The 12,824-nt window shown below is 70.0% G+C and carries 15 protein-coding genes; 9 read left to right on the top strand and 6 right to left on the bottom strand.

The window, feature by feature from the left end; all coding sequences use genetic code 11:
- Positions 1-25: 25 nt before the first annotated feature.
- Positions 26-955, bottom strand: coding sequence for an expansin EXLX1 family cellulose-binding protein (locus AB0C19_RS07905; protein WP_357181132.1), 930 nt, complete (start codon positions 953-955; stop codon positions 26-28).
- Positions 956-1,132: 177 nt separating this feature from the next.
- On the opposite strand from AB0C19_RS07905, the gene AB0C19_RS07900 reads away from it, so the two are divergent.
- Entirely contained in the window at positions 1,133-1,621 is a 489-nt protein-coding gene (locus tag AB0C19_RS07900; protein WP_357181130.1) for a hypothetical protein, read from the top strand.
- 40 nt (positions 1,622-1,661) lie between these two features.
- Here the strand turns inward: AB0C19_RS07900 and AB0C19_RS07895 are convergent, their stop codons facing one another.
- Positions 1,662-2,300 (bottom strand): TetR/AcrR family transcriptional regulator, encoded by a 639-nt coding sequence (locus AB0C19_RS07895; RefSeq protein WP_357181127.1) that lies wholly within the window; start codon positions 2,298-2,300, stop codon positions 1,662-1,664.
- Between the two features lie 119 nt (positions 2,301-2,419).
- On the opposite strand from AB0C19_RS07895, the gene AB0C19_RS07890 reads away from it, so the two are divergent.
- From AB0C19_RS07890 to AB0C19_RS07880, 3 genes are all read left to right on the top strand, one after another.
- Positions 2,420-3,256, top strand: a complete 837-nt coding sequence (locus AB0C19_RS07890) for an SDR family oxidoreductase (protein WP_357181124.1) — start codon at positions 2,420-2,422, stop codon at positions 3,254-3,256.
- 155 nt (positions 3,257-3,411) lie between these two features.
- Entirely contained in the window at positions 3,412-4,638 is a 1,227-nt protein-coding gene (locus AB0C19_RS07885; protein ID WP_357181121.1) for an epoxide hydrolase family protein, read from the top strand.
- Positions 4,639-5,580, top strand: coding sequence for a redoxin family protein (locus tag AB0C19_RS07880; RefSeq protein ID WP_357181118.1), 942 nt, complete (start codon positions 4,639-4,641; stop codon positions 5,578-5,580).
- A gap of 48 nt (positions 5,581-5,628) precedes the next feature.
- Here the strand turns inward: AB0C19_RS07880 and AB0C19_RS07875 are convergent, their stop codons facing one another.
- Entirely contained in the window at positions 5,629-6,504 is an 876-nt protein-coding gene (locus tag AB0C19_RS07875; protein WP_357181114.1) for a transglutaminase domain-containing protein, read from the bottom strand.
- A gap of 65 nt (positions 6,505-6,569) precedes the next feature.
- Between AB0C19_RS07875 and AB0C19_RS07870 the strand changes: the two genes are divergently transcribed.
- Both AB0C19_RS07870 and AB0C19_RS07865 read left to right on the top strand, forming a co-directional pair.
- On the top strand, positions 6,570-7,145 hold the full coding sequence (locus tag AB0C19_RS07870; RefSeq protein ID WP_357181111.1) for a GNAT family N-acetyltransferase: 576 nt from the start codon (positions 6,570-6,572) through the stop codon (positions 7,143-7,145).
- A 33-nt stretch (positions 7,146-7,178) separates the two neighbouring features.
- Positions 7,179-8,078 (top strand): hypothetical protein, encoded by a 900-nt coding sequence (locus AB0C19_RS07865; protein WP_357181108.1) that lies wholly within the window; start codon positions 7,179-7,181, stop codon positions 8,076-8,078.
- A 123-nt stretch (positions 8,079-8,201) separates the two neighbouring features.
- Here AB0C19_RS07865 and AB0C19_RS07860 read toward each other — a convergent pair whose 3' ends face one another.
- Positions 8,202-8,792, bottom strand: coding sequence for a GrpB family protein (locus AB0C19_RS07860; RefSeq protein WP_357181105.1), 591 nt, complete (start codon positions 8,790-8,792; stop codon positions 8,202-8,204).
- A gap of 144 nt (positions 8,793-8,936) precedes the next feature.
- Here AB0C19_RS07860 and AB0C19_RS07855 point away from each other — a divergent pair, with 144 nt between their 5' ends.
- The 3 genes from AB0C19_RS07855 to AB0C19_RS07845 are packed head-to-tail and all read left to right on the top strand — an operon-like array spanning position 8,937 to position 11,130.
- Positions 8,937-9,809: an AraC family transcriptional regulator gene (locus AB0C19_RS07855; RefSeq protein ID WP_357181102.1), complete on the top strand. Its 873-nt coding sequence runs from the start codon at positions 8,937-8,939 to the stop codon at positions 9,807-9,809.
- A gap of 20 nt (positions 9,810-9,829) precedes the next feature.
- On the top strand, positions 9,830-10,165 hold the full coding sequence (locus tag AB0C19_RS07850) for a helix-turn-helix transcriptional regulator (RefSeq protein ID WP_357181099.1): 336 nt from the start codon (positions 9,830-9,832) through the stop codon (positions 10,163-10,165).
- Positions 10,159-11,130: a hypothetical protein gene (locus AB0C19_RS07845; RefSeq protein ID WP_357181096.1), complete on the top strand. Its 972-nt coding sequence runs from the start codon at positions 10,159-10,161 to the stop codon at positions 11,128-11,130. The genes AB0C19_RS07850 and AB0C19_RS07845 overlap by 7 nt, the downstream gene beginning before the upstream one ends.
- A gap of 3 nt (positions 11,131-11,133) precedes the next feature.
- On the opposite strand, the gene AB0C19_RS07840 is transcribed toward AB0C19_RS07845, so the two are convergent.
- Together AB0C19_RS07840 and AB0C19_RS07835 are read right to left on the bottom strand one after the other, a co-directional pair.
- Positions 11,134-11,631 carry an NUDIX domain-containing protein gene (locus tag AB0C19_RS07840; RefSeq protein WP_357181093.1) on the bottom strand — a complete coding sequence of 166 codons (498 nt, stop codon included), beginning with the start codon at positions 11,629-11,631 and terminating at the stop codon, positions 11,134-11,136.
- Between the two features lie 59 nt (positions 11,632-11,690).
- Positions 11,691-12,791, bottom strand: coding sequence for a M48 family metalloprotease (locus AB0C19_RS07835; protein ID WP_357181089.1), 1,101 nt, complete (start codon positions 12,789-12,791; stop codon positions 11,691-11,693).
- Positions 12,792-12,824: the final 33 nt, after the last annotated feature.

Raw genomic sequence — 12,824 nt, 5'->3', positions numbered from 1 at the left:
TGACGACCGTGCCGCTGCGGCTCGGTCAGCAGCGGGGGCGGTCGAGTGGGGCGACGGCACCCGCGAGCGCTTCGACTGTCCCCGTCGGCGCGGCCGACTCCGTCGGCGTCGGTGCGGGCGCGATGGTGGGACTCGGCGGGGCCGAGGGCGGGTTGCTGGGCGTGGGGGAGGCGCTGGCGAGGGCGGCAGTGCTGCGTTGCACCTGCTTGGTGACCATGCGGATGCCGGTGGCGGTCGCCTGGCGTCCGTACACGTCGGTGACCCTGATGTTGTACGGCCCGGGGCCGATCCCGCCCTCGATTGTCCAGTGGTTGTCGCTCTGCCGGGCGGCCTTGCTGAAGCCGCCGCCCGGTCCCTTCGCCTCGACCGAGCGCAGTGGGTTGCCGTGGTTGCCGACCTGCACCGCGAACCAGTATTTCGAGGCGCCGCCCTTCATCCGGAAGGTGAGCCCTCCGTCGAGCGGCGGGTTCACCACCGCCCGGTACGTCACGGACGCGATGCCCTGCGACCGATCGGCGATCTTGGTGAACGCCTCGGTGGACAGGTCGATCTTGCTGGGTCCGCAGCCGCCGCACTGGTCCATCACCATGACCCGCACCGTGCCCTTCGGACCGGTCACCTCCAGGTAACTGCCGCAGGCCGCCGATCCGGAGTACTGGGATGCGCCGAGGGCCACGTAGAGCCGGTCCGCCGGAGGGCCCGGGAAGGAGCAGTTGCCGCCCGAGCGGCCCGCGTCGTAGAAGCTGGCCTTTCCCTTGTGTACGGCGTTGCCCGTCGGTGGCGCGGCGCAGGCGGGCGTGGCGCCGCCGCGGACGGCGAGGGTGATGCCGAGTACGGCGGCCAGGGCGGTGACCCCGGCGCCGGCCAACCAGTGTCTGACCCGCCGACTCGACCGCTGCGTGCCGTTGTCGCCGGCCGGGATGTCGCTGTCGGGGGCCGTGCCTGGTGCCGTCACGGCGCCTGATGTTGCCGCAAGGCGCTGTGGCAGCGCAAAGCCGTCCCACCGATCGTCACTCGCCGGATCGGCGGGGACGCAATCCGTTGAAGGCTGGTGGCGACGAGACCGGCGTCGGCGGCAGGAGTGGCGTCTGGCGGTCGCCGACGCGAACGTGTCGTCCCGGATACTGATCCGATGATCAGCTTGCCGCATGCCGCTTCAGGATTGTCCAAGGCGACCTGGACCGACGCCGACTTCCCGAACATGGGATGGCATGACTGCCGGATCCATGCGGTGAGCATCGGCGTGGATGAGACCCTTCCGCCCGCCAGGCTCCTGCTGGACCTCGACTACATCGTGCGGTGGGTGCAACCCGTGGGAGAGGAGCGCCACTTCACCTTCTGGATCGCGCCCGCGACGCTGGTGTTCGAAGGCGCGTGGAACATCGACGGCAAACTCGGACCGCTTCACGACCTTATGGAGATCGCCGACCTGCACCGGCTCGACTCCCCGGACAGCAGCCCGGAACCGTTGTGGCACATCGAGGGTCAGAACTTCGATCTCCGCCTTCGAGCTGCTGGCTACACCCAGTTCCTTCGGATGCCGCCGCAGCACGTCCCCCAGCAGATTCTCACCCCCGCCGAGCGCGCCGGGATCAGCTTCGCCGAGCAGCCGTTCGCCTGACATCGGTGCCGATGCCCCCGCTGTTCAGGAGCGCCTGGGATCAGGCATCCCTGACCGTGCTGACGCTGACCGGGGCGGAACGGGCCTGTCCACGGGGGCGTAGGCCGTTGAGGGCGGTGGCGACGACGAGGTCGGCGTACTCGGTGGTGAGCGGCCCGCTGCGGTGCAGCCACCGGTTGAGCACCGGCCCCCAGATCATGTCCACCGCCACGTTGAGGTCGACGTCGTCGGCGATCTGACCGGCCTGCTGGGCGCTGCGCAGGCGTTGCCGCTTGGCCTCCTTCAACGGCCCGTCCAACCGTTCGGCGTACGCCGCGGCCAGCTCGGGGTCGAGCGCGATCTCGGTGGCCAGCGCGCGCATCGGTTGCTCGTACCGGGGGTCGTTCATCTCCTCGACCGTCGCGCGCAGCACCACTGTCAGGTCCGCCGCCAGGTCGCCGGTGTCCGGCAGCGCCGGCGGCCCACCCTCGGTGGCCTCGCTGAGCATGAGGAAGGCGTCGAAGATGACAGCGCCCTTCGACGGCCACCAGCGGTAGATGGTCTGTTTGCCGACGCCGGCCCGCGCGGCGATGCCCTCGATGCTGAGCTTCGCGTACCCCGTTTCCTGGAGCAGGTCGAAGGCCGCGGTGAGGATGGCGCGTCGGGAGGTCTCTCTCCGGCGGGCCGTGTTGGGCGTCATGAGCACGACCATACCAGCGTACGAGACGAACCGTCTCGTCTTGACGGCGGCGACGTCACGGGCCTAGTCTCGATCCATCGCGAGACGGACCGTCTCGTCTTGAAGCGCTGGGAGAACACATGCGTACCTGGTTCATCACCGGTGCCAGCCGCGGCCTGGGCCGCGCCTTCGCCGACGCCGCACTCGACCGGGGTGACCGGGTGGTCGCCGCCGCCCGGACCATCACCGCTGCCGACTTCGACGAGAAGTACGCCGACCGGCTGCTGGCCCTGACCCTCGACGTGACCGACCGGGCGGCGGTCATCGCGGCAGTGGACACCGCCGTCGAGCACTTCGGTCGGCTCGACATCGTCGTCAACAACGCCGGAACCCTGTCCATGGGCATGATCGAAGAGTTCACCGAGGCCGAGGCGCGCGCCCAGTTCGAGGTCAACCTCTTCGGCGCGCTCTGGGTCAGTCAGGCAGTGCTGCCGCACCTGCGCGCCCAGCGGTCCGGTCACATCGTGCAGGTCTCCAGCATCGCCGCGCTCGGCGGCTTCCCGAGCACCGGCCTGTACAGCGCGAGCAAGTTCGCCCTGGAGGGCATGAGCGAGGCGCTGGCGATGGAGGCGGCGGCCTTCGACATCACCGTCAGCATCGTGCAGCCGGGCGGATACTGGACCGACCTCTACACCAGCGTGCGCGCCACCACGCCGATGGATGCCTACGCGCCACTGCGCGCCGAACTGGAGCGCCAGTGGGCGGAAGGCTCGATCGACAGCGAGCCCCGGCTCGCCGCCGAGGCGCTGCTGCAACTGGTCGACAGCGACGAGCCGCCGCTGCGGCTCCTGCTCGGCAGCATGGTGTACGACCTGGCGTTCGACATCGCCCGTCGGCGGATGGACACCTGGGCGGGTTGGGAGCAGGTCAGCCGCGCCGCCGAACACGCCGTCGCGGCCCCCGGAGCTGACACATGAGAGGGCTGCTCGTATCGCCACGAGCAACCGGTGCGGCGTTCTAGGCTCCGAGATATGGCGGCGGCGTGCCCATCGTTGGCACATAAGTCCGGGCAGAGCCTTTCACCCATGATTTCTCCTCGCGAGGCGCACACCTAGACGGAGAGGAAACACGCATGGCTGTCAAAACCAAGACTCGTCCGGGCACCACGGAGATTCGGCCGTTCTCGGTCGACATTCCTCAGGCCGACCTCGATGACCTGAAGAGGCGCATCAAGGCCACCCGCTGGCCGGACAAGGAAACGGTGGACGACCAGTCGCAGGGCGTGCCACTCGCGACCATTCAGGCCGTCGCCCGCTATTGGGAGAAAGAGTACGACTGGCGCACTGTCGAGGCGCGGCTGAACGCCGTACCGCAGTTCATGACCACCATCGACGGGGTGGACATCCACTTCATCCACGTGCGCTCGAAGCACGAGGACGCGCTGCCGCTCATCGTCACCCACGGGTGGCCAGGCTCGGTGATCGAGCAGATGAAGATCATTGAGCCGCTCACCGACCCGACAGCGCACGGCGGGAGCGCGGCGGACGCCTTCCACCTGGTGATCCCGTCGCTGCCCGGGCACGGCTTCTCCGGCAAGCCGACCGAGTCGGGGTGGAACCCGCAGAAGATCGCGACCGCCTGGACAGAGCTGATGAAGCGGCTCGGCTACAACCGGTTCGTCGCGCAGGGCGGCGACTGGGGTGCTGTCATCGTCGACCAGATGGGCCTCCAGGCGCCGCCGGAACTGCTCGGCATCCACACCAACATGCCCGGTGCCGTCCCACCCGAGATCGACCTGTTGTTCCAGGGCGACACCACCGGCGCGAACAACGCCATGGGCTCGCTGCCATCCGGGCTCTCCGACGACGAAATGCGCGCCACCGAGGAAGTCAACTTCGTCTGGAAACACGTCGCCTACGCCCTCATGATGGCGACACGTCCGCAGACACTGACCGGGCTGGCGGATTCTCCGGTCGGTCTGGCGTCCTTCCTGCTCGACCACGACGCGAAGAGTCTGGCCCTGATCTCGCAGGTGTTCGACGGGGCCAAGGCGGGCCTCACCCGCGACGACATCCTGGACAACATCTCGCTCTACTGGTTGACGAACACAGCGGTCTCCGCGTCCCGTCTGTACGCGGAGAACAAACTGTCGTTCTTCGCCGCCAAGGGCGTGAACGTCCCGGTCGCCGTGAGCGTCTTCCCCGACGAGCTGTACGAGGCGCCGCAGAGCTGGGCCGAGCAGGCGTACTCCAACCTCATCTACTACAACAAGCTCGACGTGGGCGGGCACTTCGCGGCCTGGGAACAGCCGAAGATCTTCTCCGAGGAGCTTCGCACCGCCTTCCGGTCACTGCGCTAGATGGCCGTGCACCTGCCCCCGCTGAACGGGGCGGCCGAGTGGCTCAACGCCGAGCCACTCGGCCCCGCCGACCTGGGTGGGCGCGTCGTCCTGATCAACTTCTGGACGCTGACCTGCATCAACTGGCTGCGCCAGGAGCCGTACGTGCGTGCCTGGTCGCAGGCCTACCGCGATGACGGGCTGGTCGTCGTCGGGGTGCACACCCCGGAGTTCGGGTTCGAGCACGAGGTCGACTGGGTGCGGCGAGCGGTGGCGGCCCGGTCGATCGACTACCCGGTGGCGGTCGACAACGACTACGCGATCTGGAGCGCGTTCGACAACCACTACTGGCCGGCGCTCTACTTCGTCGACGCCGACGGCGTCATCCGCGACGAGCACTTCGGGGAGGGGCGCTACGAGCAGTCCGAGCGGATGCTCCAGCAGCTGCTCGGCATCGAGCGCGAACCCGTACCCGTCAAGGGGCTCGGCCCGGAGGCGGACGCCGACTGGAACAACCTGCGCACGCCCGAGACGTACCTCGGTTTCGGTCGCGGCGAACACTTCGCGTCGCCGAACGGCCCGGCGCTCGACGAACGCCGCGCCTACCAGGTGCCGCAGAGCCTCGGCCTCAACCAGTGGGCGCTGGCGGGGGAGTGGACGATCGGGTCGGAGAACGTCGTGCTGGACCGGGCCGTGGGTGGCATCGCCTTCCGGTTCCACGCCCGCGACGCGCATCTCGTGCTGGCCCCCGGGGCGGGAGCGTCGATCCCGTTCCGCGTGCTGCTCGACGGTGACGCCCCCGGCCCGGCGCACGGCGTCGACGTCGACGAGGACGGCAACGGCGTGCTCCAGGACGGCCGGCTCTACCAGCTCGTCCGCCAGGACGGCGCGGTCCGTGAGCGGACCCTGGAGATCACGTTTGGCGAGCCCGGCGCCGAGGCGTACGCCTTCACCTTCGGCTAGGGCGTGTGTCGAATTCCTGGCCGGGGCTTCGACACACGTCCGGCTTGCTCAGCGGCGCAGGTCGACAATGCTGACGGTGCCGGAGACCGGCGAGACGCTCTCCACCCGGAGGCCGGGGCGGAGTCGGGCGTCGCTGGCGTACCGGCCGGCGAGGGCCTTCTCCGCGGCCTCGTCGCCGTCGTCGGCGGCGAGCAGCAACGCGGCGATCTCGTCCACGAGAGTGAGGTCGGCGGTGGCGACGTCGTCGGTCATCGCGTCCAGGCTGTCCCAGAGCAGCAGCTCGTCCTTCTGCCGGTGGGCCAGTTCCAGCAGGACGTAGTCGTGGATGAACCAGGCGCCCCGGATCGGCAGCTCCGGGCTCACGCCGTACACCTCGGGGTCGATTGTCCCGGCCCGGTACGCCGACCACACCCGCGCGGCCGAGTCGAAGAGGCCGGCCTTCGGGTCGATGTCGTAGCCGTCGAACCCCCAGTCGCCGGCCGGGTCGACCTCCGGGTCGGCCCAGACCCACCGGTCGCCATTCCAGTACTCCACCACCACGTGGTCGTGGTGCCAGCCGGGCACGAAGTACGAGGCGAAGCCGACCCGGCTGCGGCTGGGAATGCCGTGCTGACGGAGGATCGCGATCGATAGCAGTGTGTGGTCCCGGCAGCAGCCGGCCACCCGTTCCACGGCCGGGCGCTCAGCACTCAGCGGCAGGGGAAAGCGGGACTGGTCGGTGTCGAGGATGCGGTCCACCCAGCGGCGGTTCACCTCGTCCTGCCGGTCGTCGGACAGCTCCACGCCGCCGGCCCGGTAGTGGACGATCACGTTACGGGCGGTCGCCGCCACCGTGGGGATGTCGGACGCCATGGCGTCGAGGAGTCCGCCGTGCCGCCCGGGGTCGCTGTAGGGGGAGTGTCCCCGGTAGTCATCGAGGTCCATGGGGCCAGTCTCCGGTCCGCCACCGTGTCAGGGTCAAGGCTCCTTTTCGGATAGTGTCGACTGCTGTGACAACGCCCGAGATCACCATCGCCACCCCGGCGGCCCGCGACGCGGTGGTTGGTTCGCTGGTCGCCGCGTTCGTCAAGGATCCGATCCTGCGGTGCCTCTTCCCCGACGAGCAGACCTATCCGCGGTACGCCGCCACATTCTTTGGGCACCTCTTCGACAAGCGGGTGCACCAGTCATCGATCTGGACGATCGGTGGGGGCGCGTCGGTCGCCATCTGGGAGCCACCGGCGGGGTCGCCGACCGGGTCACCGGAGGGCGGGCTCGCCGCTCACTACCCCGCCGACGTGCTGGCCCGCGTCCAGAGCTACGACGACGCCGTGCACGCCGCTCTGCCGACGTTCCCGTTCTGGTATCTCGGCGTCCTGGGCACCCACCCCGACAGCGCCGGACGCGGTTGGGGCCGTGCCGTCATGCGGGCCGGCCTGGCCCGTGCCGCCGCCGAGGGCCTGCCGGCGATCCTGGAAACCAGCAACCCGGGCAACGTCGAGCTGTACCGCCGGGCCGGCTGGGAGGTGGCCGGCTTCCTGTCGGAGCCCGTGCCCACCTGGATCATGCAGCAGCCGCCGCGCTGAACACGCTGATTGGCGCCCCCTACGATCGGCGGCGTGCACACCACCCCCTCCAGCCCCATCGACATGCCACAGATCTTTCCGGCGGTTGCGCCGTTGGCGCGGACGACCGTCCGCCTGCATCCCCGTCCGGGTGCGCCGACAGCGGAGCAGAGTTCGGTAGGCGGCCCGCTGCTGTGGCCGGCCGACGAAGCCTGGCCGATGTGCGACGGGCCGGAGCCCGGCGACCACTACCGCGACTCTCCGGGTGAGTCGGCGGCACCGCTGGTGCCGGTGGCGCAGTTGCTGGCCGAGGACGTGCCCGAAGTGCCGTTCCCAGCGGGCGCGGACATTCTTCAGGTCCTGTGGTGCCCATTCGACCACGACCCGTGGACGACACCTCGCCCCGAACTGCGGTGGCGTCGCCGCGCCGACATCGGCGTCCGGCTTCAAGAAATGCCCTTACCGGATGTGGAGTCGGACCCAGCGCACGTCCCCAACCCCTGCGTGCTCGACCCGGAGCGGGTCACCGAGTATCCGGGCTGGGACCTCCCGGATGCCGTGTGGCCGCAGATCGAGGGCACGATGAGGCAGGTCGCGCAGGAGACCGGATGGGAGTACGAAACCGATCTGGCGGTCGCCTCGGGGATCAAGGTCGGCGGTTACCCCGGCTGGACCCAGTCGCCGGAATGGCCGGTCTGCGAGTGCGGCTCGCTCATGGACCATCTGCTGACGGTCGCCAGCTGGGAGTTCAGCCGCGGTGACGAAAAGCGGTGGATTCCGGTAGAGGATCGTCCGGCGATGGCCGGCTGGGAGACGGCCACCACCGACGATCATCCGTGGTCGACGATCCAGAACCCCACCGGGCTCATGCTGGGCGACGTCGGCGGGATCTACCTCTTCGTCTGCACCGCCTGCCCCACCAGGCCGTTCGAGTACCGCTTCGACTGTTCCTGACGAACCCGGGTGGTCACTGGCGGGCTCACATCCTCGGCCCACGGCCCAATCTTGGACAGTTTCCGTTAACTGATAACGGAAACTGTCCAAGATCTACGCGGGACCGCCGCAGACGTGAGGTCATCAGGCGGCGAAGATGCGCGCGTAGATCTCGTCGATGACGTCGTTCTTCGCGAGGCTGTAGTCGCGGGGCCGGTTCGCGGTGTCCCGTGCGAGGCGGCGCTTGGTCGCGGCGTACCGCTCCCGGTCGTGCGGATGCGATCTCAGCCAGTCGCGGAAGAGCCGGTGCCGGATCGGCTCCGGCGCACCCTGCGGCCAGACGTGCAGGTTGACGTCCTCGGCGGGGCTGAGAAGCATCCGGTGCCCGTGCCACCAGGGTTCCCGAAGGACGAGCCGGTACCCGAGCCGTTCCAGGGCGGGGAGATTGGCGGCCTCCTCGGCGGTGTCCCCGAGAACGAGGTCGATGTCGATGACGGGCTTGGCGGCGAGCCCCGGTACCGCCGTCGACCCGACGTGTTCCACAGCGATGATCAGCCCACCCAGCGCCCCGGTGAGCGACGATCGGACGGCGATGAAACGCTGCGCCCAGGACGTGTCGTACTCCTCGATGACGACGGACTCCCACGTCCGCGGCGGCTCGCCCACCAGGCCGGCGTCGACCTGGTCGGGGGTGCCGTGGAAGCGCTGCACGACGTCCTGCGGATACTCGGCCACGTCAACCTCCTTCGGAAGCAAAGTCCGCCAGGCTACGACACGGGCGATCGGTGCCGCCGTACCCGACCGATGCGGGCATCGGATGTCGGGTGGGCGACCGACCCCGCGACCTAACGTCGGTGCTCGAAAGGGAAGGAGGCCCGGGTGCTGGATCGGCTCAACGAGGCCATGGCTCACATCGAGCGCCACCTCGACCAGAAGATCGAGGTGGCCGAGCTGGCGCGGATCGCGCTGACGTCGGAGTACCACTTCCGGCGGCTGTTCTCCGCACTGGCCGGGATGCCGCTGTCGGAGTACATCCGTCGGCGCCGGCTCACCGTCGCCGGCGCGGACGTGCTGGCGGGGGAGCGGACGTTGCTCGACGTCGCGGTGCACTACGGCTATGGGTCCGCCGAGGCGTTCGCCCGGGCGTTCCACGCCGTGCACGGCGTGGGGCCCGGAGAAGCTCGGCGTACGGGGGCAGCGCTGCGTGCCCAGCCCCGGATGTCCTTCCGACTCACAGTCGAAGGGAGCGGCAGCATGGAGTACCGAATCGTCGACAAGGACGCGTTCGCGCTGGTGGGGCGCAAGGCCCGGGTCCCGCTGGTGCACGAGGGGATGAACCCGGCGATCGTCGCGTTCATCCGGAGCATCGACAAGGAGACGACCGAACGGATCGAGGCGCTCTCCGATCAGGAGCCGAAGGGGATCGTCAACGTCAGCGACAACCTCGCCGACAGCCGGCAGGAGGGCACCGAGTTGGACTACTGGCACGGGGTGGTGACCGCCGCCGTGCCGCCGGAGGGCCTGGACGCGCTGCCGGTGCAGGCCGGGTCGTGGGCGGTGTTCACCACCTCCGGTGCATTTCCGCAGGCGGTGCAGTTCCTGTGGCGTGACGTGTTCACCCAGTGGTTTCCGTCCAACCCGTACCGCAGCCGACCTGGACCGGAGATCTCCCGGGTCCGGGTGTCGGCGGACGGCACCCAGGCGGACGCCGAGCTGTGGATTCCCGTCGAACGGGTACCCACCCCTATGTAGAGTTCCGATACAGTGGTCGGATGCGGATGACGATTCCGGTCGCGAAGGTGCTCGCGGCGCTGCTCGCCGAGCCCGACGAGCAGCGCTACGGGCTCGACCTGATGCGATTGACGGGCCTGCCCAGCGGCACCCTCTACCCGGTGCTGCACCGGTTGCAGGGGGCCGGCTGGCTGGCCGCCGACTGGGAGGCGATCGATCCCGTCGCGGCCGGGCGGCCGGCCCGCCGCTACTACCGACTGACCGCCGTTGGGGTGGCGCAGGCCCGCCAGGCGCTCGCCGACCTGCGGGCCGCGATCCCCGACGGCAGCCGTCGCTCGTGGGGTGGCACCGAGCCCACCGGAGCACCGGCGTGGTGACCCGCCGGGCCGCCGAGCTGCTGTTGGAGTTGGCAGCGCGCCGCTGGCCGGCCGAGGTTCGCGACGAGCTGCGCCGCGAGTGGGCTGCCGAGCTGCACGTGCTCGCCGAGAGTGGCCACCGGACGACGATGGTCGGCTTCGCGGTGAGCCTGGCCGTCGGTCGCGCCGGCGCCCCGATCGTCGACCGCACAGTGATGCGTGGTCGGGCCGGCCGCACCGTCGCCGCACTACTGCTGTCCCCGATCGCCTGCGTCGGGATCGTGGCCCTCGGTGTGTTGGCGCTGTTCTCCGTCGACTCGTTGCTGGTGCGGGCGAGTTGGGTGGAGCGGGCGCAGAGGCCGATCTGGGCGGCGTTCACCATCGTGCTGGCGGTCGTGCTGGCGGTGTTCGCCGCCCGTTGGGCCCGGCACAACGCACTCGACGGCCCGCTGCGTATCGCCCTCGGCGTGGTGCTCCCGGTCGGTGCGGCCGTCATCCTGTTCGTGTACGTCGTCAACTTCAGGTACGTCGTCAACGCCGAGGGCCTGGCCGACGCCGTACCCGGTCTGCTGCTCTGGCTGGCCGGCCTGACCCTCGCGCTCTGGGCCGCGGCGAGCCTCGCCGCCCGGGGTCGCGTCCGAGCCGCCTGGTGGGTGGGCGTTCTCGGCGCACTCGTCGCCGCGGACCTCGCGGTGATCCTCGTCATCGTCGACGCGTACCCCGCCGGATTCGGCGCTGGGCCGACAATCGAGGCACGGGAGCGCGTCGACCCGATCTCCGCGCCGCTGTGGCTCTTCGCCTGCTGGACGGACTGGAACTTCGGCCTGCCCCGGCCGATCGAGTGGGAGATCTTCCTGATCACCAACCGGGTGTTGATAGAGCCCATGCTCTACCTGGCCTGCACGCCGTACGCGCTCGCGTACGCCATCCGGGCGGCCCGGTCGGCGCCCGCCGAGCCGGTCGTCCTCGCGCCGACCCCGGTGTGAACCTCAGTCGGGTACGTCGTCCCACGTCGTACCCGGCTCCAGGTAACCGGCCACCTTGTTCTCGCGCAACGCGTACGCGATGACCAGCAGGGCGTGCTTGTCCAGCTCGGGCAGCCGGTCCAGCGGGAACCACCGCACGGCCAGCGACTCGTCGTCGTTGACGCGGGCGGTGCCGGCCACCAACCGGCACAGGAACCCCAGGTTCAGGTATTCGCAGCGGTCCCCGTTGGGGTACGTGTGCGGGTGCGACACGGCGCTGGACATCCGCACCGGCGTCACGTCCAGGCCCGTCTCCTCGCGCACCTCGCGGACCAGCGCGGTGGCCGGCTGCTCGCCCGGCTCGACGAAACCGCTGATCACCGACCAGCGCCCGTCGTCGGCACGCTGCCCGAGCAGCAGCTCACCGGCGTCGTTGCGGACCACCGCGCTGACACTCGGCAGCCAGAGCAGGTCGTGGCCGACGTGCTTGCGCAGCCCCACGATGTAGTCCGGTGTCGCCATCCGGCGATCATAGGCCGCGACCGCTCTGCCCAACGCCGCCCGTGGGTGCGCGTCCGGCGTCAGCCCGACCAGCTGACGGTACGGCGGAAGCGGTCGTACTCCTTGCCGAGTTCGGCGTCGATCCGCTCCATCCGGGCTTCGGTGAGCACAACCGAGGGATCCTGCCACGCGCGCCCGGCGAGCATCTGGCGGCGCAGTCCGGTCGGTGGGTGAGCGGCGAACAGCGTCGCCTCGTCGCGGACCGACAGTTGCCGCAGCAGCGGCAACTGGTCGGTCTTGGCCGCACGGGACTCGGCCAGCGCGGAGCGCCACCGGTCCGGGCCGTGTCCCGCCCGGCTCTCCCGACGCACCGCCAGCGCCAGCGACTCGGTGGCGAGCAGGGTGTCGAGGAAGTCGGTAGCGGCGGTCGTGCCGGCCACCCGGGAGGAAAGCTCGTCGGCGAGGTACTCGGCGCGCTGGCTGTCCCGCAATGCCACAGTCACCAGCAGCAGGTACGCGACGAACAGCACCCGCGACACCACCCACTGGAACGCGCGGCCCAGCGCGTCGCCCAGCATCTCCACCAGCCCCGCCCCGACGCTGGTCCGCACCGGCCGGAACAGGTCGGCGGCCGAGCCGAGCATGGTGAACGCGGGCTGGGTGAACAGGCCCCGGCGCGGGTCACCGTTGACGAAGTGACCGAGCTCGTGGCCGAGCAGCGCCACCCGGCCGCCGGCGGGAAGCGAACCCCACAGCGGAAGTCCGAGACCGAGCACCTTCCGCCGCCGCAACCCGACAGTGCCCGCGTACGCGTTGATGGCGCCGTCCACACCCACCACGTCCGGTACCGGTGCCCCGATCGCCGTGGCCACCTCGTCGATCAGGCCGAACAACTCCGGCGCCTGGTCGCGGGTGAGCACCTCCAGCTCCGGGTCGAGGCGACCGAACCGGGGCCGCAACGCGATCGCCAGACCGACCATCGCCACACCCGGCACGATCGCCAGGTTGGGAAACGGGAACGCCACGATCAGCCAACCACCGACGACCGCGAGCGCGAGCACCGCGGCGATCAGGAGCAACGAGGCTGCTGCGGTGAGCGTCCGGGCGGCGTCGGACCCGTTGGTGCCCAACGGTCGCCCAACCAGTTCGGTGAACTGCCGCCTGGTCGCCCGGAACGCCATTCGGTAGGTCCACCGGTCGACCCAACTCCACCC

Source organism: Micromonospora sp. NPDC048842 (assembly GCF_040649935.1).
Classification (GTDB): Bacteria; Actinomycetota; Actinomycetes; order Mycobacteriales; family Micromonosporaceae; genus Micromonospora; species Micromonospora hortensis.
The sequence above is the reverse complement of the archived record's forward strand: the minus strand, read 5'-3'. Positions and strand labels throughout refer to the sequence as shown.